This window comes from Burkholderia sp. 9779_493, from assembly GCF_015712215.1.
GTDB classification, from domain to species: domain Bacteria; phylum Pseudomonadota; class Gammaproteobacteria; order Burkholderiales; family Burkholderiaceae; genus Burkholderia; species Burkholderia cenocepacia.
Window position 1 is genome coordinate 33521 of record NZ_JACCQA010000009.1, and the last position, 19976, is coordinate 53496.

The window sequence follows — 19976 nt, forward strand, 5'->3', positions numbered from 1 at the left end:
GAAGTTGACATGCAGATGGTACAGAAAGTAGCATCGGCGCGGTGATGTTATTTAATAACATCCGGCCTCGCACCCTTTTCCGCAGATGAATACGCCCGCTTCCCCGTCCGCTCCGCCAGCCGCCGAGCCCTATCCGGCTCAGGCCGCTCCGCCGGTCCTCGACATCGTCGCGCGGATCGCCGAATGCGCGCCCGAGTTGCGCGAGGCCGAGCGCAAGGTCGCCGCGTTCATCCTCGCCGATCTGGCCCGCGCCGCGCATGCGAGCATCGGGGCGCTCGCGCGCGACGCGGAGGTCAGCGTCGCGACGGTCACGCGTTTCGCGAAGGCCGTCGGCTGTCGCGACGTGCGCGAACTGAAGGTGCTCGTCGCGCAGGCGGCGGCCGTCGGCCAGCGCTTCCTGGTGCCGTCCGACGACACGCCGGCCGACGACGCGAGTCCCGCGTCGATGGTCTACGACGAGATCCGCGTGGCGCTCGCCCACAATCACCAGCTGTTGCGCAACACGTCGTTCGACGCGGCGGCCGACCTGCTCGCCGGCGCGAAGATGACGTACGTGTACGGGCAGGGCGGCGGCTCGACCGCGCTCGCCGACGAGCTGCGCTTCCGGCTCGTGCGCTTCGGCCGGCCGGTCGCGAGCTACCAGGACAGCCTGCTGCAGCGGATGGTGGCCGCGACGCTGTCGGGCGACACCGTCGTCGTCGCGTTGTCGGTGAGCGGGCGCGTGCCCGAGCTGCTCGAGAGCTGCCGGCTCGCGAAGCGCTACGGCGCGAAGCTGATCGCGATCACCGCGCCGGCGTCGCCGCTCGCGAAGCTCGCCGACCACCTGATCCCGGTCGTCGCGTTCGAAACCGATTTCATTTACAAGCCGTCGACCTCGCGCTACGCGATGATGATGGCGATCGACGTGCTCGTCACCGGCGTCGCATTGCGGCTCGGCGATGCGGGCCGGGAATCGCTGCGCCGCATCAAACACGCGCTTGACGCGCACCGCGGCGGCGGCGACCGTCAACCGGTAGGAGACTGACCATGCATTCGCATCCCGAAGCGGCCGATACGCTGATCGTCGGCGCGCAACTGTACGACGGCACCGGCGCGCCGCCCGTCACGCGCGACGTCGCGATCCGCAACGGCCTGATCGCGGCGATCGGCAACCTGTCGAACTGGCTCGCGGAGCACGTCGTCGACGCGAACGGCCGGGCGCTCGCGCCGGGTTTCGTCGACGTGCATACCCACGACGACACGCACGTGATCCGTGCGCCGGAGATGATCCCGAAGATCTCGCAGGGCGTGACGACCGTGATCGTCGGCAACTGCGGGATCAGCGCATCGCCAGTGACGCTCGCGGGCGACCCGCCCGACCCGATGAACCTGCTCGGCGAGCGCGGCGCGTTCCAGTACCCGACCTTCGCCGCTTACGTCGCGGCCGTGAACGACGCGCGCCCGGCCGTGAACGTCGCGGCGCTCGTCGGCCACACGGCGCTGCGCAACAACCAGATGGACCGCCTCGACCGCGCGGCGACCGACGGCGAGATCGCCGGCATGCGCGCGCAGCTCGAGGAGGCGCTCGCGAACGGCGCGCTCGGCCTGTCGTCGGGTCTCGCGTACGGTTCCGCGTTCGCGGCGCCGACCGAGGAAGTGATGGCGCTCGCCGAGCCGCTCGCCCGCTCCGGTGCGCTGTACACGACGCACATGCGCACCGAGTTCGACGCGATCCTCGACGCGATGGACGAAGCCTATCGCGTCGGCCGTCACGCGCAGGTGCCGGTCGTGATCTCGCACCTGAAATGCGCGGGCCCGTCGAACTGGGGGCGCAGCACCGAGGTGCTCGCGTCGCTCGAAGGCGCGCGCCGCTACCAGCCGGTCGGCTGCGACTGCTATCCGTACAGCCGCAGTTCGTCGACGCTCGACCTGAAGCAGGTGACGGGCGACATCGACATCACGATCACGTGGTCGGAGCCGCACCCGGAAGTCGCGGGCAAGCTGCTGAAGGCGATCGCGGCCGACTGGGGCGTGACCGAGCAGGAAGCCGCGCAGCGCATCCGTCCGGCCGGCGCCGTGTACCACAACATGTCCGAGGACGACGTGCGCCGGATCCTGTCGCATCCGGCGACGATGGTCGGCTCGGACGGCCTGCCGAACGATCCGCTGCCGCATCCGCGGTTGTGGGGCGCGTTTCCGCGCGTGCTCGGCCATTACGTGCGCGACACCAACCTGCTGCCGCTCGAGGAGGCGATCCGCAAGATGACGTCGCTGTCCGCGCGTCGCTATGGCATCCCGAAGCGCGGCGAGGTGCATGTCGGCTATCACGCGGACCTGGTGCTGTTCGATCCGGCGAGCGTGATCGACGCCGCGACGTTCGAGAAGCCGCAGCAGCCCGCGCACGGGATCGACGCCGTGTGGGTGAACGGCGTGCTGACCTATGAAAACGGCCAACCGACCGGCGAGCGCGCCGGCGGTTTCGTCGCGCGCGGCGAGCGCGTGCCGGCCAGTGCCGATGCGGCGTTCTGAACGCACGCATTCCGATCTTCCGTGCGCGCCGCAGCAGCCGGCGCGTGCATCCGTAACCGAAATGTGAGGAGTGAAACGATGAAGCGATATGGCGTAGGCGAAGCGAAGGGCACCGGCGGCCAGGTGATGCCGTTTGCACGGGCGGTCGAGGCCGACGGCTGGCTGTACGTGTCGGGCCAGACGCCGATGGTGAACGGCGAGGTCGTCGAAGGCGGGATCGTCACGCAGTCGAAGCAGGCGATCGAGAACGTGATCGCGATCCTGAAGGAAGCCGGCTACGGCCTCGAGCACGTCGTGCGCTGCGGCGTATGGCTCGACGACGCACGCGATTTCGCGTCGTTCAACAAGGTGTTCATTTCGTACTTCGGCGAGAACCCGCCGGCGCGCGCGTGCGTGCAGTCGAGCATGGTCATCGACTGCAAGGTCGAGGTCGATTGCATCGCTTACAAGGCGCCGGCGAAGTAACGCGGCGAGGGCGATTTGTTGTGTGACGAGGCCGGCGTAGTGGTGTGCGCCGGCCTCGTTGCGTTGGCACTCGATTTTTACACTTCGAATGAGATCGTGTCGACGAGAGCGCGACACGATACGTACGTCTGGCGGGCGGTGGAAGTGATTGGCGCGTAATTCGCGACGGGCATCGTGAAATTCGAACGAGCAGATTAAGTGGATTGCTGGGTATGGTCTTCTTCCCGAACAACGATTTCGTGAAGTCGCACTATGACGAGCCATACATACCGCTACGGCGTTCATTCGGATCTCACGCCCGCCGAGCTTTTCTTTTTCGTTGCCGTAGAGGAGACGTGCGCACGGGTCGGGATCGACGATGTCGAAGCCGTGATCCTGATTCTGGCGGGCTGGCCCATTTTGCCGACACGGCAGAAATTCGGTGGCGCGACGAAAGGAACGTCCGTCGCATCTGTGATGGCGCGATCGATTTTCCGCTACCAGTTGAACAGGAATGTTTTACCCACCGTGACGCTGCAGAGTATCAAGTCGTTCCGGATTATCCTGACCCGGAAGCTCAGCGTGTTCGTCGGACGTGCCGTTCCTGGCGTGGGTTGGGCGCTGCTTGCGCGTGACGTGTTCGCGATCGTTCACGGCACGGTCTCCAGGTACAACAGCCTGGTCAAACGCGAGGATAGAGTGTTCTGATGGAAAACGTGAGTTGGGACAAAATCGAGGCGTTTGTCAGGTCGGAGGTAGGGCTCGGTCCATCGAAGCCGCTCGCCGCTGACACTCGGCTCTGGGAAGACCTGGGTCAAACCGGCGACGAAGCCAACGATTTCATCGGGCATTTTTTCGAACGGTTTGCCGTCGACACGGGTGATTTCGATTTCCACAGATATTTTCTGATGGAAGGCGAAGGGTTGCTCTATTCGTTATTCCGGCGATGGGTGCTTCGGAAGCCACATGATCTCAAGCGTGAACCGATTACGCTCGGGATGTTGCATCGTGCCGCCGTAGAAGGGAAATGGGACGCCGCGCTATTAGCCGCGCTGCCGTGAAAGATTGCACCACGGTGCGCATCGATCTACTGGCGGGCTTCAACATGCCCGCCAGCATCGCTTCATTTACTGCCGCGCCGTCCGCGCGTTGTCCGGCATCGGCTGGTTGTAGTTGGTGCGGAACGGGTTGATGTCGAGCCCGCCGCGGCGCGTATAGCGCGCGTACACCGCGAGCTTCACCGGTTTGCACGCGTGCATGATGTCGAGGAAGATCCGCTCGACGCACTGCTCGTGAAAGCCCGTGTGATTGCGGAACGAGATGATGTAGCGCAGCAGCCCCGCGTGGTCGATCTGCGGCCCGACATAGTGGATCTGCACGCTGCCCCAGTCGGGCTGGCCCGTGACCGGGCAGTTCGAGCGCAGCAGGTCGGACACGAGCGTCTCCTCGACCGGTGCTTCGTCCTCGCCGTCGGCCGCCGACAGTAGCGACGGATCGGGTTCGTACACGTCGGCGTCGAGGTCGAGCCGGTCGAGCGACAGCCCGTCGAGCTCGTCCATCTCCAGCTTGCGGAAATCGTGCGCCGACACCAGCTGGACCGACACGCTCGCGCCGCACGCGGCCGACACGTCGCGCTTCAGCACGTCGCGCACCGCGTCGACCGAGTCGAACTTCGACTGTGCGAACGAGCCGAGATACAGCTTGAACGACTTCGATTCGACGATGTTCGGCGATTCGGCCGGCACGTAGAACGTCGCGATCGCGACCTGCGGCTTGCCGCGCGCGTTGAGCCACGACAGTTCGTACGCGTTCCAGATGTCGGTGCCGAAGAACGGCAGCGCCGACGTGATGCCGAGCTGCTCGCGCGCGCCGGCGCGCGGGATCGGGAACAGCAGCGACGCATCGTACTGCGCCGCGTAGACGGTGGCCTTGCCGAGCGGGGATTGTTCGGGATTCATTGCACGCAGCCTTTACGACAGGAAGAGGCGGTAAGCCGGGTTGGCGCTCTCTTCGACATACGGATAGCCGAGCGCCGCGAGGAAGCGTTCGAATTCGGCGCGGTCGGCCTGCGGCACCTGCAGCCCGACGAGGATCGAGCTGTAGTCCGCGCCCTGGTTACGGTAGTGGAACAGGCTGATGTTCCAGTCCGGCGCCATCGACGACAGGAACTTCATCAGCGCGCCCGGCCGTTCCGGGAATTCGAAGCGGAACAGGCGCTCGTCGAGCGCGAGCGGCGAGCGGCCGCCGACCATGTAGCGGATGTGCTCCTTCGACAGCTCGTCGTGCGTCAGGTCGACGCTCTTGAAACCGTGCGACTCGAAGTTCGCGGCGATCTCCGCCGATTCGCCGCGACGGCGGATCTGCACGCCGACGAAGATGTGCGCGGACTTCTCGTCGGCGATCCGGTAGTTGAACTCGGTGACGTTGCGATCGCCGACCAGCGAGCAGAAGCGCTTGAAGCTGCCGCGTTCCTCGGGGATCGTGACCGCGAACACCGCTTCGCGCGCTTCGCCGACCTCGGCGCGCTCGGCGACGAAGCGCATCCGGTCGAAGTTCATGTTCGCGCCGGACGTGACCGCGACGAGCGTCTGGTTCTCGATGCCTTCGCGTTCCGCGTACAGCTTCGCGCCCGCGACCGCGAGCGCGCCCGACGGCTCGAGCACGCTGCGCGTGTCCTGGAACACGTCCTTGATCGCCGCGCACAGCGCGTCGGTGTTGACCGTCACGACGCCGTCGAGGAATTCGCGGCACAGCCGGAAGGTTTCCTCGCCGACGAGCTTCACCGCGGTGCCGTCCGCGAACAGGCCGACCTCGCTCAGCTCGATGCGCTCGCCCGCGTCCAGCGACTGCTTCATCGCGCACGAGTCCTCGGCCTGCACGCCGATCACCTTGATCTCCGGACGCACCGCCTTCACGTACGCGGCGACGCCGGACGCGAGCCCGCCGCCGCCGATCGGCACGAAGATCGCATGGATCGGGCCCTGGTGCTGACGCAGGATCTCCATCGCGATCGTGCCCTGGCCGGCGATCACGTACGGATCGTCGAACGGGTGAACGAACGTGAGGTCGCGCTCCTGCTGGACCTTCACCGCGTGCGCGTATGCATCGCTGTACGATTCGCCCGCCTGGATCACCTCGACGCTCGGGCCGCCGTGCGCGCGCACCGCGTCGACCTTCACCTGCGGCGTCGTGACCGGCACGACGATCACGGCCTTGATGCCCATCCGGGCCGCCGAGAACGCGACACCCTGCGCGTGGTTGCCGGCCGACGCCGTAATCACGCCGCGCGCGAGCGCATCCGTCGGAATGTGCGCCATCTTGTTGTACGCGCCGCGCAGCTTGAACGAGAACACCGGCTGGTTGTCCTCGCGCTTCAGGTAAACGGCGTTGCGCAGCCGGGCCGACAGGTTGCGGGCGGGTTCGAGTTCCGTCTCGATCGCGACGTCGTAGACGCGCGCGGTGAGGATTTTCTTCAGGTAATCGTGGGATGCCATGGGCGCTCGCGTGCAGTGCGGATGCAGACGGTAAAGGGTCAATGATAGCGCCAAGGGTCCGCCCGTACGCAAGCGGCATGCCGGGCGGCCGGCTGCGGGCGGCCGGGTGGGCGTGCCGGCAGGGGAGGCACGCCGCCGGGCGCCGCTTTTTATCGGCTTAACCGCGTGGTTACCGACCGGACGGACGGCGAATGATCGCATGAAACCGCGCCGAGCCCCGCCCGGCGCGGCTCGCGGCGATAGCCCCACGACCTGTCCGGCGTGTCACGGACCGCCCGATCATGGGTTAGAATTCCGTTTTGAATCAAGGATTCGGAAGATGCAGAGGCACCCTCGGATCGCACCGTTGAAGCCGACGCCGCGCGCAGCCAGCCCCGCGGCCGAACGGCATGCGCGCCGCGCGCGATCGTGCTGATGATCCCGAGTGCCGCCAGGCCCTGTCGCCGGCCAGGAGGGGCGAGTCGCCCGCTCCGGCCCCATGAAGGACAGCCGCGCGCCTGGTAACAGAACAGATTTCCCCAAGATTGCGCCCACGCGCTTGCCGACGCCCGTGCACGGTGTATCGGCCCTCCGAGTCGTCCGAACATGAACGCACCACAAGTTTTCGATCCGCATGGCGCGGCCGCCGCCGTCGCCGCCGACCCCGCGCCCCGCTTGCGCGAGATTCCCTACAACTACACGTCCTTCTCGGATCGCGAGATCGTGATCCGCCTGCTCGGCGAAGAGGCGTGGTCGGTGCTCGACGAGCTGCGCGCCGAGCGCCGTACGGGCCGCTCGGCGCGGATGCTGTATGAAGTGCTCGGCGACATCTGGGTCGTGCGTCGCAACCCGTACCTGCAGGACGACCTGCTCGACAACCCGAAGCGCCGCGCGCTGCTGATCGAGGCGCTGAACCACCGTCTGACCGAGATCGGCAAGCGCCGCAGCGCGGATCTCACCGAGCATCGCGACGACGCGGGCCGCGAGCGCGCGTCGCGCGTGGAGATGCTCGAGACCGCCGCGCAGCGTGCGGTCAACGAGTTCGCGGACGAATTCGACAAGATGGCCGAGCTGCGCCGCCGCGCGACCAAGGCGCTCGGCCGCTGCACGCAGAAGGACAACATCCGCTTCGACGGGCTGTCGCGCGTGTCGCACGTGACCGACGCGACCGACTGGCGCGTCGAATACCCGTTTGTCGTGCTGACGCCCGATACCGAAGCCGAGATCGCCGGCCTGATCAAGGCGTGCTTCGAGCTCGGCCTGACCGTGATCCCGCGTGGCGGCGGCACCGGCTACACGGGCGGCGCGGTGCCGCTCACGCCGTTCTCCGCGGTGATCAACACCGAAAAGCTCGAACAACTGGGCGCGGTCGAGCTGACCGAGCTGCCCGGCGTCGCGCACAAGGTGCCGACGATCTTCTCCGGCGCGGGCGTCGTCACGCGCCGCGTGACGGAAGCGGCCGAGGCGGCCGGCTACGTGTTCGCGGTCGATCCGACGTCGCTCGACGCCTCGTGCATCGGCGGCAACGTCGCGATGAACGCGGGCGGCAAGAAGGCCGTGCTGTGGGGCACCGCGCTCGACAACCTCGCCTGGTGGCGGATGGTCGACCCGGACGGCAACTGGCTCGAAGTCACGCGCCACGAGCACAACCAGGGCAAGATCCACGACATCGCGGTCGCGCGCTTCGAGCTGAAGTGGTTCGACGGCGCGTATGCGCCGGGCGAGAAGCTGCTCAAGAGCGAGATGCTCGAGATCGAAGGCCGCCGGTTCCGCAAGGAAGGGCTCGGCAAGGACGTGACCGACAAGTTCCTCGCCGGCCTGCCGGGCGTGCAGAAGGAAGGCTGCGACGGGCTCATCACGTCCGCGCGCTGGGTGCTGCACAAGATGCCCGCGCACACGCGCACCGTCTGCCTCGAATTCTTCGGCCAGGCGCGCGAGGCGATCCCGAGCATCGTCGAGATCAAGGATTACCTGTTCGAGACGTCGAAGCAGGGCGGCGCGATCCTCGCGGGCCTCGAGCACCTCGACGAGCGCTACCTGCGCGCGGTCGGCTACGCGACCAAGAGCAAGCGCAACGCATTCCCGAAGATGGTGCTGATCGGCGACATCGTCGGCGACGACGCCGACGCGGTCGCGCACGCGACGTCCGAAGTGATCCGGATGGCGAACGGCAAGAGCGGCGAAGGCTTCGTCGCGGTCAGCGCGGAGGCGCGCAAGCGCTTCTGGCTCGACCGCAGCCGCACGGCCGCGATCGCGAAGCACACGAACGCGTTCAAGATCAACGAGGACGTCGTCATCCCGCTGAACCGGATGGGCGAGTACACCGACGGCATCGAGCGGATCAACATCGAGCTGTCGCTGAAGAACAAGCTGCAGCTGGTCGATGCGCTCGAAGCGTTCTTCCGCGGCGGCAACCTGCCGCTCGGCAAGACCGACGACGCGAACGAGATCCCGAGCGCGGAACTGCTCGAGGATCGCGTCCAGCAGGCGCTGGAACTGCTCAAGCGCGTGCGTGCGCGCTGGGAATTCGTGCGCGACCGGCTCGACCAGCCACTGCGCGAGGCGCAGCACTACCTGGTGCAGCTCGGCTACGAGGCGCTCGCCGAGAAGTTCGCGGATCGTGCGGACGAACAGCCGGGCGCGACCGTGTTCCACATCACGCAGGACCGCACGGTCCGCATCTCGTGGAAGCAGGAAATCCGCGCGGAATTGCGCGCGATCTTCAACGGCGGCGCATTCAAGCAGATCCTCGACGAGGCGCAGGCGATCCACAAGCGCGTGCTGCGCGGCCGCGTGTTCGTCGCACTGCACATGCACGCGGGCGACGGCAACGTCCACACCAACATCCCGGTCAACTCCGACAACTACGAGATGCTGCAGGACGCGCACGCGTCGGTCGCCCGCATCATGACGCTCGCGCGCTCGCTCGACGGCGTGATTTCCGGCGAACACGGGATCGGCATCACGAAGCTCGAATTCCTGACCGACGACGAGATCGCCGAATTCCGCGCGTACAAGCAGCGCGTCGACCCGAACGGCCGCTTCAACAAGGGCAAGCTGCTCGACGGCGCCGACCTGCGCAACGCGTACACGCCGAGCTTCGGGCTGATGGGCTACGAATCGCTGATCATGCAGCAGTCCGACATCGGCGCGATCGCCGATTCGGTGAAGGACTGCCTGCGCTGCGGCAAGTGCAAGCCGGTGTGCGCGACCCACGTGCCGCGCGCGAACCTGCTGTACAGCCCGCGCAACAAGATCCTCGCGACGTCGCTCTTAGTCGAGGCGTTCCTGTACGAAGAACAGACGCGCCGCGGCGTGTCGATCAAGCACTGGGACGAGTTCAACGACGTGGCCGACCACTGCACGGTGTGCCACAAGTGCGCGACGCCGTGCCCGGTGAAGATCGATTTCGGCGACGTCACGATGAACATGCGCAACCTGTTGCGCAAGATGGGCAAGAAGAAGTTCAACGCCGGCAACGCGGCGGGCATGTTCTTCCTGAACGCGACCAATCCGCAGACGATCAACGTCGCGCGCGGCGTGATGATGGGCGTCGGCTACAAGGTGCAGCGCTTCGCGAACGACATGCTGAAGAAGGTCGTGACGAAGCAGACGCAGCACCCGCCCGCGACGACCGGCAAGCCGCCGGTGGTCGAGCAGGTGATCCACTTCGTCAACAAGAAGATGCCGGGCAACCTGCCGAAGAAGACGGCGCGCGCGCTGCTGGACATCGAGGACAACAAGATCGTGCCGATCATCCGCAACCCGAAGTCGACGACCGTCGATTCGGAGGCGGTGTTCTACTTCCCGGGCTGCGGCTCCGAGCGCCTGTTCTCGCAGGTCGGGCTGGCCACGCAGGCGATGCTGTGGGAAGCGGGCGTGCAGACGGTGCTGCCGCCGGGCTACCTGTGCTGCGGCTATCCGCAGCGCGGTTCGGGCCAGTACGACAAGGCCGAGAAGATCGTCACGGACAACCGCGTGCTGTTCCACCGCGTCGCGAACACGCTGAACTACCTCGACATCAAGACGGTCGTCGTGTCGTGCGGCACCTGCTACGACCAGCTCGCGGGTTACGAATTCGACAAGATCTTCCCGGGCTGCCGGATCATCGACATCCACGAGTTCCTGCTCGAGAAGGGGATGAAGCTCGACGGCGTGACGGGCACGCGCTACATGTATCACGACCCGTGCCACACGCCGATCAAGACGATCGACCCGGTGAAGCTCGTCAACGAGCTGATGGGCGCCGAGAAGGACGGCTACAAGATCGAGAAGAACGATCGCTGCTGCGGCGAATCGGGCACGCTGGCGGTCACGCGGCCGGACATCTCGACGCAGGTCCGCTTCCGCAAGGAGGAAGAGATCCGCAAGGGCGCCGCGAAGCTGCGCGCGATTCCGGTGGTCGCGGGCGACGCGCCGGCGCCGGCCGCCGCGGCCGCGAACGGCCCGGACGTGAAGATCCTGACGAGCTGCCCGTCGTGCCTGCAGGGCCTGTCGCGCTACAGCGAGGACGCGAACCTCGAAGCCGACTACATCGTGGTCGAAATCGCGCGTCAGGTGCTCGGCGAGAACTGGATGGCCGATTATGTCGCACGCGCGAACCATGGCGGGATCGAGCGCGTGCTGGTCTAATGCGGGCATGACGAGCGCCCGACCGGGCCGGGAATGAGCGGGCGCCGGCGCGGCATGCCGGCGCCCGTCCACATGGGAGCGACGATGGAATGCGTGTTTTGCCGTGAAGACGGCGGCGAGGTGCTCTGGCAGGACGATGCGCTGCGCGTCGTGCTTGCCACCGGCGAGCACGAGTATCCGGGCTTCTGCCGGGTCATCTGGGCCGCGCACGTGGCCGAGTTCTCCGATCTCGGCGAGCCCGAGCGGGCACATCTGATGCGCGTGGTCTACGCGGTCGAGCGGGCCGTGCGCCGCGTGATGCAGCCGAACAAGGTGAATCTCGCGAGCCTCGGCAACATGGTGCCGCACGTGCACTGGCACGTGATTCCGCGCTTTTCCAACGACGCCCATTTTCCGCAGCCCGTGTGGGCGCCGCGCCAGCGCAGCGTGTCCGAGGCGCTGCTGCGTTCGCGCGCGGCGCAGGCCTCGCTGCTGCACAATGCGGTGCGCGAGGAAATTCAACGCATGACCGATTCGAGGCAAGCATGAGCGGTTTGACTTCCACGACGCCGATTCCGTCCGGCGTCGTCGTGCACGCGGTGTCGCGCGTGCTCGAATTGCAGTACCCGAACGGCGAGAGTTACCGGATTCCGTTCGAGCTGATGCGCGTCTATTCGCCGTCGGCCGAGGTGCGCGGCCACGGGCCCGGCCAGGAAACGTTGCAGACCGGCAAGCGCGAAGTGACGATCACCGCGCTCGAGGGCGTCGGCAACTACGCGCTGCAGCCGACGTTCTCCGACGGCCATTCGACCGGGATCTACTCGTGGGACCTGCTGTACGAGCTGGCGACGCAGCAGGACGCGCTGTGGCGTGACTATTTCGACAAACTGAAGGCGGCGGGCGTCGAGCGCGACGCGCCGATGCAGGCGGCCGGCGCGCCGCACGGCCACTGCCACTGAAATCGACGGCGCCCGCTCGGCGCCGTCTTGCCATTTACTGAGGATCAACGCGATGAGCAAAACCCACTTCGGCTTCGAGAGCGTCGAGGAAAACGAAAAAGCGAAGAAAGTGGCGGGCGTGTTTCATTCGGTCGCGAGCAACTACGATCTGATGAACGACCTGATGTCGGCGGGCATGCACCGCGCGTGGAAGGCGTTCACGATCGCGCAGGCGAACGTGCGCCCCGGCTTCAAGGTGCTCGACATCGCGGCCGGCACCGGCGACCTGACGAAGTCGTTCGCGAAGGCGGCCGGGCCGACGGGCGAGGTCTGGCATACCGACATCAACGAATCGATGCTGCGCGTGGGCCGCGACCGGCTGCTCGACAAGGGCGTCGTGACGCCGTCGCTGCTGTGCGACGCCGAGAAAATTCCCTTCCCGGACAACTACTTCGACGTGGTCACGGTCGCGTTCGGGCTGCGCAACATGACGCACAAGGATGCCGCGCTGGCCGAGATGCGCCGCGTGACGAAGCCCGGCGGTCGCGTGATGGTGCTGGAATTCTCGAAAGTCTGGGATCCGCTGAAAAAAGCGTACGATCTGTATTCTTTCAAAGTATTACCGTGGCTTGGCGACAAGTTCGCGAAAGATGCCGAAAGTTATCGGTATCTTGCTGAATCTATCCGGATGCACCCCGATCAGGACACGCTGAAGACGATGATGGAACAAGCGGGCCTCGACGCCGTCAAATATTACAATTTGTCAGGTGGCGTGGTAGCTTTACACCTAGGGACCAAGTACTAAGGGGTTCTTTCCCTACATTTGTCTTACATTCGGAGAAGCTGATGTCTGAATCGCGTTCGTTGTTCAACCGTAGCAAGCCGTCGAAGCCGTGGGCTCGACGGGTCGGCACGCTGCTGATGGTCGGCCTGCTCACGGCCGGCACGTTCGCATCGCTCGACGCTGAAGCGAAGCGCATGGGCGGCGGGCGCAGCATCGGCCGCCAGAATTCCACCGTCACGCAGCGCCAGGCCACGCCGCCTGCGCAGCAGCCGATGCAGCAGGCCGCGCCGTCGCAGGCGCAGCGCACGAACCCGGCTGCCCCCACGCCGGCCGCGCAGCCCAACCGCTCGCGCTGGCTCGGGCCGATCGCCGGCCTCGCGGCCGGTCTCGGTATCGCGGCGCTGCTGTCGCACTTCGGTCTCGGCGGCGCATTCGCGAGCATGATGGCGAACGTCATCGTGATTGCGTTGCTCGCCATGGTCGGCATCTGGCTGATCCGCAAGTTCATGAACCGCCGTCGCCCGCAGGAGCCGGCGTATTCGGTTGGTGGCGCCGCATCATCGTCGGGCGGCTACTCGCAAAGCCCGTCGTTCCAGCAAGGCAATGCCGGCAGCAACTACGCGGGCAGCGGCAGCAGCTATGCGAACGAAGCGCAGGGCGTGTTCGGCGGCGGTGCGGCGGCCGCCGGCGCGGCTGCGGCGGCAGCGGCGCCCCTGCAGGTGCCGGCCGGCTTCGACACCGAAGCGTTCCTGCGCAGCGCGAAAGTCTATTTCGTGCGCCTGCAGGCCGCGTGGGACCAGGGCAACCTGGCCGACATCCGCGAGTTCACGACGCCCGAAATGTTCGCCGAGATCAAGATCGACCTCGATTCGCGCGGCAACGACGCGAACCAGACCGACGTCGTACAGCTCGACGCGGAACTGGTCGCGATCGAGGATCGCGGCATCGAGCAGTCGGCGAGCGTGCGCTTCCACGGCCTGATCCGCGAATCGGCGAATACGTCGGCGGCGCCGTTCGACGAGGTGTGGAACCTGTCGAAGTCGGGCAGCCAGGGCTGGCTGCTCGCGGGTATCCAGCAGATCAACACGCACTGAGCGTGGCCGGCGGCCCGCGCCGCCGGGCACCCGGGCGACGGCCGCCCCACTGCGACCGCTTGCCGCCCGGGTGTACGGTCAGGCACGGTCCGCCATCGATCCGACGTTACAATAGAAACCCGCGTGGGCGCCCGGCCTGCGCGGGTTTTTTCTTTCCCAGCCCGATGACCTTTGCCGCCAAGCCTTTTGCTGCTGCCGTCAATCACCTGCTCGCGCGCGAATCGTGGGCACGCGACCGCCTGATTCCCTATGCGGGCAAGACTGCCCAGATCGACGTGCCTCCCGTCACGCTCACGCTGCTGGTGCAGCCCGACGGTTATCTGTCGGCCGTCGACGCGCACGATGCGCAACAGGTCGACGTGTCGATCGCGCTCGCCGGCGACACGGTCGCCGCGTTCCTGCAGGGCGGCCAGGCGGCCGTGATGAAGCACGTGAAGATCGAAGGCGACGCGGAATTCGCGACGCAGATCGCGAAGCTGGCCGAGCACCTGCGCTGGGAACCGGAAGAAGATCTCGCGAAGCTGGTCGGCGACGCGGCGGCGTACCGGATCGCGACGGTCGTGCGCGACGCCGGCGCGCGCGCGCGCCGCACCGGCCGCAACGTGCTCGATTCCGTCGCCGAATACTGGCTCGACGAGAACCCGCAGGTCGTCCGGCGCGCGTCGCTCGGCGGCTTCGATGCCGAGCTGGCGCGCGCACGCGATGCGCTCGCGCGGGTCGAAAAGCGGGTCGAGCGACTCGAACAAAAAATCTGCGCGCGCACGGGCTCCGGCCCGCGCGGCGCGCACTGAGGGCCGCAGGGCATGCGCATTTTCCGTTTCATCAAGATTGTCTACACCGTCATCCGCTTTGGTCTCGACGAAGTGATGCTGTCCCGGATCGACGACCGGCGGGTGAAGCTGCTGCTGCGGATCACGACGATCGGTCGCCGCTTCTCCGATCCGCCGGCCGTGCGGTTGCGTCACGCGCTCGAAAGCCTGGGCCCGATCTTCGTGAAGTTCGGCCAGGTGCTGTCGACGCGCCGCGACCTGCTGTCGGTCGATTTCGCGAACGAACTCGCGAAGCTGCAGGACCAGGTGCCGCCGTTCGATTCGGCCGTCGCGATCGCGATCATCGAGAAGTCGCTCGGCGCGCCGGTCGACGAGCTGTTCGACGAATTCGAGCGCGAGCCGATCGCGAGCGCGTCGATCGCGCAGGTGCATTTCGCGAAGCTGAAGCAGGGCGTGCACGCGGGCAAGGCCGTCGCCGTCAAGGTGCTGCGGCCGAACATGCTGCCGGTGATCGATTCCGACCTCGCGCTGATGCGCGACATCGCGACGTGGACCGAACGCATGTGGGCCGACGGCCGGCGCCTGAAGCCACGCGAGGTCGTCGCCGAATTCGACAAGTACCTGCACGACGAGCTCGACCTGATGCGCGAGGCCGCCAACGGCAGCCAGCTGCGCCGCAACTTCGCGGGCCTCGACCTGCTGCTCGTGCCCGAGATGTTCTGGGATTTCTCGACGTCGCAGGTGCTCGTGATGGAGCGCATGACCGGCGTGCCGATCAGCCAGGTCGAGACGCTGCGCTCGGCCGGCGTCGACATCAAGAAGCTCGCGCGCGAAGGCGTCGAGATCTTCTTCACGCAGGTGTTCCGCGACGGCTTCTTCCACGCGGACATGCACCCCGGCAACATCCAGGTGAGCCTCGATCCGAACACGTTCGGCCGCTATATCGCGCTCGATTTCGGGATCGTCGGCGCGCTGTCCGATTTCGACAAGAACTACCTCGCGCAGAACTTCCTCGCGTTCTTCAAGCGCGACTACCACCGTGTCGCGACGCTCCACCTCGAATCGGGCTGGGTGCCGCCCGAGACGCGCGTCGAGGAGCTCGAAAGCGCGATCCGCGCGGTGTGCGAGCCGTATTTCGACCGCGCGCTGAAGGACATCTCGCTCGGCCAGGTGCTGATGCGCCTGTTCTCGACGTCGCGCCGCTTCAACGTCGAGATCCAGCCGCAGCTCGTGCTGCTGCAGAAGACGATGCTGAACGTCGAAGGGCTCGGCCGCTCGCTCGATCCCGAACTCGACCTGTGGAAGACCGCGAAGCCGTATCTCGAGCGCTGGATGACCGAGCAGATCGGCCTGCGCGGCTGGTACGAGCGGTTCAAGGTCGAGGCGCCGCAGTGGAGCAAGACGCTGCCGCAACTGCCGCGCCTCATCCACCATGCGCTGGCCGCGCGCCACGATGCGCCGCGCGCCGCGAGCGAGGAACTGATGCGTCAGGTCCTCGTCGAGCAGAAGCGGACGAACCGGCTGCTGCAGGCGTTGCTGATCTTCGGCCTGGCCGTCGGCGTCGGGGCGCTCGTCGCGCGCGTGCTGCTCGCGCTCGCGTACGGCGCTTGATCGAAAGGAGCACGGCGATGTCCGATCCGAAGCAACCGGCCGCACCGTCGGCCACCGATTTCGCGACACGCGACCCGGGCAGCGCGTCGTTCTGGAACGAGCGCTTCGAGCGCGGCGTGACGCCGTGGGAATTCGGCGGCGTGCCGGACGGCTTTCGCGTGTTCGCGCAGCGGCTGGCGCCGCGCGCGGTGCTGATTCCCGGCTGCGGCAGCGCGCAGGAGGCCGGCTGGCTCGCGCAGGCCGGCTGGCCGGTGCGGGCGATCGATTTCGCCGCGCAGGCGGTCGCTGCGGCGAAGGCGCAGCTCGGCGCGCATGCGGACGTCGTCGAGCAGGCCGATTTTTTCCAGTACCGGCCGCCGTTCGACGTGCAGTGGGTGTACGAGCGTGCGTTCCTGTGCGCGTTGCCGCCGAGCCTGCGTGCCGATTATGCGGCGCGGATGGCCGAGCTGCTGCCCGCGGGCGGATTGCTGGCCGGCTATTTCTTCGTGGTGGCGAAACCGAAGGGGCCGCCGTTCGGGATCGAGCGCGCGGAACTCGATGCGCTGCTCGCGCCGCACTTCGAGCTGGTCGAGGATTTGCCCGTGACCGATTCGCTGGCCGTGTTCGACGGGCACGAGCGCTGGCTCACGTGGCGTCGCCGCTGAGGCACGGGCGTCGCGGCCATTGCCGGAGCGCGCCAGGGTTTCGGCTATAATTCAAGGTTTTGCAAGCCGTTTCCAGTTTCTGCGGGAAAAATATCATGCCGATCTACGCCTATCGATGCGAAGCGTGCGGTTTCGCGAAGGACGTGCTCCAGAAGATGAGCGACGCGCCGCTGTCGCAATGCCCTGAATGCGGGAAGGATGCTTTTCGCAAACAGGTGACCGCCGCCGGTTTCCAGCTGAAGGGCTCGGGGTGGTATGTCACCGATTTCCGCGGCGGCTCGGGCGGCACCAGCGCGCCGGCGACGGCGTCGGGCGACGCGGCGCCGGCCGCACCGGCGGCTGAAGCCGCACCCGCCGCGGCCGCGCCGGCTGCGGCGAGCAGTTCGGGCAGTACCTCGACGACGAGCGCCGCGCCGGCTCCGGCCGCAGCGCCCGCCGCCGGTAGTTGACCGTCGCGGCCCGTCCGGGTCGCGACCAACCCGCGCCGCCGGCGCGGTTCATTGACGGCAGATGATGAAAAAGACGACCCTGAAAACGGTGTTCCTGACCGGCCTGCTGGTTCTCGTCCCGCTCGCGATCACGCTGTGGGTGCTCGGCCTCATCATCGGCACGATGGACCAGACGCTGCTCCTGCTGCCCGAATCGTGGCAGCCCGAGCGGATGCTCGGCTTCCATCTGCCGGGGATCGGCGCGGTGCTGACGCTCGCGTTCATCTTCGTCGTCGGGCTGGCCACGCAGAACTTCATCGGCCAGAAGCTCGTCACGTGGTGGAACGCGGTCGTGCGTCACATCCCGGTCGTCGGGCCGATCTACACGAGCGTCAAGCAGGTGTCCGACACGCTGCTGTCGAGCAGCGGCAATGCGTTCCGCAAGGCGCTGCTGATCGAATACCCGCGCCGCGGCTCGTATACGATCGCGTTTCTGACCGGCACGCCCGGCGGCGACGTGGTCAACCATCTGACGGAAGAGTACGTGAGCGTGTACGTGCCCACGACGCCGAACCCGACGTCGGGCTTCTTCCTGATGCTGCCGAAGAGCGAAGTCATCGAACTCGACATGTCGGTCGATGCCGCGCTCAAGTACATCGTCTCGATGGGCGTCGTGGCGCCTTCGGCGCCGGCTCCGGCGCCCGCCCGCCGTCCCGTCGAGCCGCCGCTGTAAGTAAAGAATCATCGCCCGGGCCGCGCGTTGCGGCGCCCGTTGATCAAACCGAACGAAAGCAAACATCATGTCGATGCGTACTGAATACTGCGGTCTCGTGACCGAACACCTGCTGGGCCAAACCGTGTCGCTGTGCGGCTGGGTGCAGCGCCGCCGCGATCACGGCGGTGTGATCTTCATCGACCTGCGCGATCGTGAAGGCCTCGTGCAAGTGGTGTGCGACCCGGATCGCGCCGAGATGTTCGCGACCGCCGAAGGCGTGCGCAACGAGTTCTGCGTGCAGATCAAGGGCCTCGTGCGCAACCGTCCGGAAGGCACGGTCAACGCCGGCCTGAAGAGCGGCAAGATCGAAGTGCTGTGCCACGAACTGAACGTGCTGAACGCGTCGGTCACGCCGCCGTTCCAGCTCGACGACGACAACCTGTCGGAAACGACGCGTCTCACGCACCGCGTGCTCGACCTGCGCCGCCCGCAGATGCAGCACAACCTGCGCCTGCGCTACCGCGTCGCGATCGAGGCGCGCAAGTACCTCGACGAGCAGGGCTTCATCGACATCGAGACGCCGATGCTGACGAAGAGCACGCCGGAAGGCGCGCGCGACTACCTCGTGCCGTCGCGCGTGAACGCGGGCCAGTTCTTCGCGCTGCCGCAGTCGCCGCAGCTGTTCAAGCAGCTGCTGATGGTCGCGAACTTCGACCGTTACTACCAGATCACCAAGTGCTTCCGCGACGAAGACCTCCGCGCGGACCGTCAGCCGGAATTCACGCAGATCGACTGCGAGACGTCGTTCCTCGGCGAGCAGGAAATCCGTGACCTGTTCGAAGACATGATCCGTCACATCTTCAAGACGACGATCGACGTCGAGCTCGACGCGAAATTCCCGGTGATGCCGTACTCGGAAGCGATGGCGCGTTTCGGTTCGGACAAGCCGGACCTGCGCGTGCAGCTCGAGTTCACCGAGCTGACCGACGCGATGAAGGACGTCGACTTCAAGGTGTTCAGCACGCCGGCCAACGCGAAGGACGGCCGGGTTGCGGCGCTGCGCGTGCCGAAGGGCGGCGAGCTGTCGCGCGGCGACATCGACGGCTACACGGAATTCGTGCGTATCTACGGCGCGAAGGGCCTCGCGTGGATCAAGGTCAACGAGAAGGCGAAGGGCCGCGATGGCCTGCAGAGCCCGATCGTCAAGAACCTGCACGATGCATCGATCGCGGCGATCCTCGAGCGCACCGGCGCCGAAGACGGCGACATCATCTTCTTCGCGGCCGACCGCGCGAAGGTCGTCAACGATAGCCTCGGCGCGCTGCGCCTGAAGATCGGCCATTCGGAATTCGGCAAGGCGAACGGTCTCGTCCAGGCCGGCTGGAAGCCGCTGTGGGTCGTCGACTTCCCGATGTTCGAATACGACGACGAAGATGCGCGCTACGTCGCCGCGCACCATCCGTTCACGAGCCCGAAGGACGAGCACCTCGAGTACCTCGAGACCGACCCGGGCCGCTGCCTCGCGAAGGCGTACGACATGGTGCTGAACGGCTGGGAAATCGGCGGCGGCTCGGTGCGTATCCACCGCGAGGAAGTGCAGAGCAAGGTGTTCCGCGCGCTGAAGATCGGTGCGGAAGAAGCGCAACTGAAGTTCGGCTTCCTGCTGGACGCGCTGCAGTACGGCGCGCCGCCGCACGGCGGTATCGCGTTCGGTCTCGACCGCATCGTCACGATGATGGCCGGCGCCGATTCGATCCGCGACGTGATCGCGTTCCCGAAGACGCAGCGTGCGCAGGATCTGCTCACGCAGGCGCCGAGCCCGGTCGACGAGCGTCAGCTGCGCGAGCTGCACATCCGTCTGCGTCAGCCGGAGCAGCCGAAGGCGTAACGCGCTTCTCGCCCCGGTCGTGTGCGTGGTCACGCGCACACGACGCCCATGAAAAAGGCGCAGTGATG

18 protein-coding genes are annotated in these 19976 nt (G+C 66.6%); 16 read left to right on the forward strand and 2 right to left on the reverse strand.

Features of this window, described 5'->3' with window-relative positions:
- Positions 1-85: 85 nt before the first annotated feature.
- The 5 genes from H0X95_RS11315 (at position 86) to H0X95_RS11335 (ending at position 4013) form a co-directional block, all read left to right on the forward strand.
- On the forward strand, positions 86-1024 hold the full coding sequence (locus H0X95_RS11315) for a MurR/RpiR family transcriptional regulator (RefSeq protein WP_006487897.1): 939 nt from the start codon (positions 86-88) through the stop codon (positions 1022-1024).
- Between the two features lie 2 nt (positions 1025-1026).
- A complete protein-coding gene (locus H0X95_RS11320; protein WP_034201376.1) occupies positions 1027-2508 on the forward strand; it encodes an N-acyl-D-amino-acid deacylase family protein in 1482 nt (493 codons plus the stop codon).
- A gap of 78 nt (positions 2509-2586) precedes the next feature.
- The gene (locus H0X95_RS11325; protein ID WP_006497391.1) at positions 2587-2973 is read left to right on the forward strand and encodes a RidA family protein; all 387 of its coding nucleotides are present in this window, start codon (positions 2587-2589) and stop codon (positions 2971-2973) included.
- A 252-nt stretch (positions 2974-3225) separates the two neighbouring features.
- Positions 3226-3660: an STM2901 family protein gene (locus H0X95_RS11330; protein ID WP_059720725.1), complete on the forward strand. Its 435-nt coding sequence runs from the start codon at positions 3226-3228 to the stop codon at positions 3658-3660.
- Positions 3660-4013 (forward strand): DUF1493 family protein, encoded by a 354-nt coding sequence (locus H0X95_RS11335; RefSeq protein ID WP_043888285.1) that lies wholly within the window; start codon positions 3660-3662, stop codon positions 4011-4013. The genes H0X95_RS11330 and H0X95_RS11335 overlap by 1 nt, the downstream gene beginning before the upstream one ends.
- Before the next feature lie 66 nt (positions 4014-4079).
- Here the strand turns inward: H0X95_RS11335 and queF are convergent, their stop codons facing one another.
- Together queF and ilvA are read right to left on the reverse strand one after the other, a co-directional pair.
- Entirely contained in the window at positions 4080-4910 is an 831-nt protein-coding gene (gene queF / locus H0X95_RS11340; RefSeq protein ID WP_006497390.1) for an NADPH-dependent 7-cyano-7-deazaguanine reductase QueF, read from the reverse strand.
- Positions 4911-4922: 12 nt separating this feature from the next.
- Positions 4923-6446 (reverse strand): threonine ammonia-lyase, biosynthetic, encoded by a 1524-nt coding sequence (gene ilvA / locus H0X95_RS11345; protein WP_006487895.1) that lies wholly within the window; start codon positions 6444-6446, stop codon positions 4923-4925.
- A gap of 585 nt (positions 6447-7031) precedes the next feature.
- Here ilvA and H0X95_RS11350 point away from each other — a divergent pair.
- The 11 genes from H0X95_RS11350 to aspS all read left to right on the forward strand — a co-directional run bounded on the left by H0X95_RS11350 (position 7032) and on the right by aspS (position 19908).
- Positions 7032-11057, forward strand: coding sequence for a DUF3683 domain-containing protein (locus tag H0X95_RS11350; RefSeq protein ID WP_006487887.1), 4026 nt, complete (start codon positions 7032-7034; stop codon positions 11055-11057).
- 84 nt (positions 11058-11141) lie between these two features.
- Entirely contained in the window at positions 11142-11585 is a 444-nt protein-coding gene (locus H0X95_RS11355) for an HIT family protein (protein WP_006487903.1), read from the forward strand.
- Positions 11582-11995 carry a gamma-butyrobetaine hydroxylase-like domain-containing protein gene (locus H0X95_RS11360; RefSeq protein WP_006487879.1) on the forward strand — a complete coding sequence of 138 codons (414 nt, stop codon included), beginning with the start codon at positions 11582-11584 and terminating at the stop codon, positions 11993-11995. The genes H0X95_RS11355 and H0X95_RS11360 overlap by 4 nt, the downstream gene beginning before the upstream one ends.
- Before the next feature lie 52 nt (positions 11996-12047).
- Entirely contained in the window at positions 12048-12779 is a 732-nt protein-coding gene (ubiE, locus tag H0X95_RS11365) for a bifunctional demethylmenaquinone methyltransferase/2-methoxy-6-polyprenyl-1,4-benzoquinol methylase UbiE (RefSeq protein ID WP_006477837.1), read from the forward strand.
- A 41-nt stretch (positions 12780-12820) separates the two neighbouring features.
- Positions 12821-13852 (forward strand): Tim44 domain-containing protein, encoded by a 1032-nt coding sequence (locus tag H0X95_RS11370; protein ID WP_006487901.1) that lies wholly within the window; start codon positions 12821-12823, stop codon positions 13850-13852.
- A gap of 164 nt (positions 13853-14016) precedes the next feature.
- Positions 14017-14643 (forward strand): ubiquinone biosynthesis accessory factor UbiJ, encoded by a 627-nt coding sequence (locus H0X95_RS11375; protein ID WP_059720724.1) that lies wholly within the window; start codon positions 14017-14019, stop codon positions 14641-14643.
- Between the two features lie 12 nt (positions 14644-14655).
- Positions 14656-16233, forward strand: a complete 1578-nt coding sequence (ubiB, locus tag H0X95_RS11380; protein WP_006487907.1) for a ubiquinone biosynthesis regulatory protein kinase UbiB — start codon at positions 14656-14658, stop codon at positions 16231-16233.
- A 17-nt stretch (positions 16234-16250) separates the two neighbouring features.
- On the forward strand, positions 16251-16877 hold the full coding sequence (locus H0X95_RS11385; protein ID WP_006487899.1) for an SAM-dependent methyltransferase: 627 nt from the start codon (positions 16251-16253) through the stop codon (positions 16875-16877).
- A 95-nt stretch (positions 16878-16972) separates the two neighbouring features.
- Positions 16973-17326: an FmdB family zinc ribbon protein gene (locus tag H0X95_RS11390; protein ID WP_006497387.1), complete on the forward strand. Its 354-nt coding sequence runs from the start codon at positions 16973-16975 to the stop codon at positions 17324-17326.
- Positions 17327-17387: 61 nt separating this feature from the next.
- Positions 17388-18038 (forward strand): DUF502 domain-containing protein, encoded by a 651-nt coding sequence (locus tag H0X95_RS11395; RefSeq protein ID WP_006477842.1) that lies wholly within the window; start codon positions 17388-17390, stop codon positions 18036-18038.
- 67 nt (positions 18039-18105) lie between these two features.
- Positions 18106-19908: an aspartate--tRNA ligase gene (aspS, locus tag H0X95_RS11400; RefSeq protein ID WP_006477843.1), complete on the forward strand. Its 1803-nt coding sequence runs from the start codon at positions 18106-18108 to the stop codon at positions 19906-19908.
- Positions 19909-19976: the final 68 nt, after the last annotated feature.

Bases quoted from the DNA above. Each gene is read 5' to 3' on its own strand.
- H0X95_RS11315 (WP_006487897.1), top strand. From the start codon at position 86: ATGAATACGCCCGCTTCCCCGTCCGCTCCGCCAGCCGCCGAGCCCTAT.
- H0X95_RS11320 (WP_034201376.1), top strand. From the start codon at position 1,027: ATGCATTCGCATCCCGAAGCGGCCGATACGCTGATCGTCGGCGCGCAA.
- H0X95_RS11325 (WP_006497391.1), top strand. From the start codon at position 2,587: ATGAAGCGATATGGCGTAGGCGAAGCGAAGGGCACCGGCGGCCAGGTG.
- H0X95_RS11330 (WP_059720725.1), top strand. From the start codon at position 3,226: ATGACGAGCCATACATACCGCTACGGCGTTCATTCGGATCTCACGCCC.
- H0X95_RS11335 (WP_043888285.1), top strand. From the start codon at position 3,660: ATGGAAAACGTGAGTTGGGACAAAATCGAGGCGTTTGTCAGGTCGGAG.
- queF (WP_006497390.1), bottom strand. From the start codon at position 4,910: ATGAATCCCGAACAATCCCCGCTCGGCAAGGCCACCGTCTACGCGGCG.
- ilvA (WP_006487895.1), bottom strand. From the start codon at position 6,446: ATGGCATCCCACGATTACCTGAAGAAAATCCTCACCGCGCGCGTCTAC.
- H0X95_RS11350 (WP_006487887.1), top strand. From the start codon at position 7,032: ATGAACGCACCACAAGTTTTCGATCCGCATGGCGCGGCCGCCGCCGTC.
- H0X95_RS11355 (WP_006487903.1), top strand. From the start codon at position 11,142: ATGGAATGCGTGTTTTGCCGTGAAGACGGCGGCGAGGTGCTCTGGCAG.
- H0X95_RS11360 (WP_006487879.1), top strand. From the start codon at position 11,582: ATGAGCGGTTTGACTTCCACGACGCCGATTCCGTCCGGCGTCGTCGTG.
- ubiE (WP_006477837.1), top strand. From the start codon at position 12,048: ATGAGCAAAACCCACTTCGGCTTCGAGAGCGTCGAGGAAAACGAAAAA.
- H0X95_RS11370 (WP_006487901.1), top strand. From the start codon at position 12,821: ATGTCTGAATCGCGTTCGTTGTTCAACCGTAGCAAGCCGTCGAAGCCG.
- H0X95_RS11375 (WP_059720724.1), top strand. From the start codon at position 14,017: ATGACCTTTGCCGCCAAGCCTTTTGCTGCTGCCGTCAATCACCTGCTC.
- ubiB (WP_006487907.1), top strand. From the start codon at position 14,656: ATGCGCATTTTCCGTTTCATCAAGATTGTCTACACCGTCATCCGCTTT.
- H0X95_RS11385 (WP_006487899.1), top strand. From the start codon at position 16,251: ATGTCCGATCCGAAGCAACCGGCCGCACCGTCGGCCACCGATTTCGCG.
- H0X95_RS11390 (WP_006497387.1), top strand. From the start codon at position 16,973: ATGCCGATCTACGCCTATCGATGCGAAGCGTGCGGTTTCGCGAAGGAC.
- H0X95_RS11395 (WP_006477842.1), top strand. From the start codon at position 17,388: ATGATGAAAAAGACGACCCTGAAAACGGTGTTCCTGACCGGCCTGCTG.
- aspS (WP_006477843.1), top strand. From the start codon at position 18,106: ATGTCGATGCGTACTGAATACTGCGGTCTCGTGACCGAACACCTGCTG.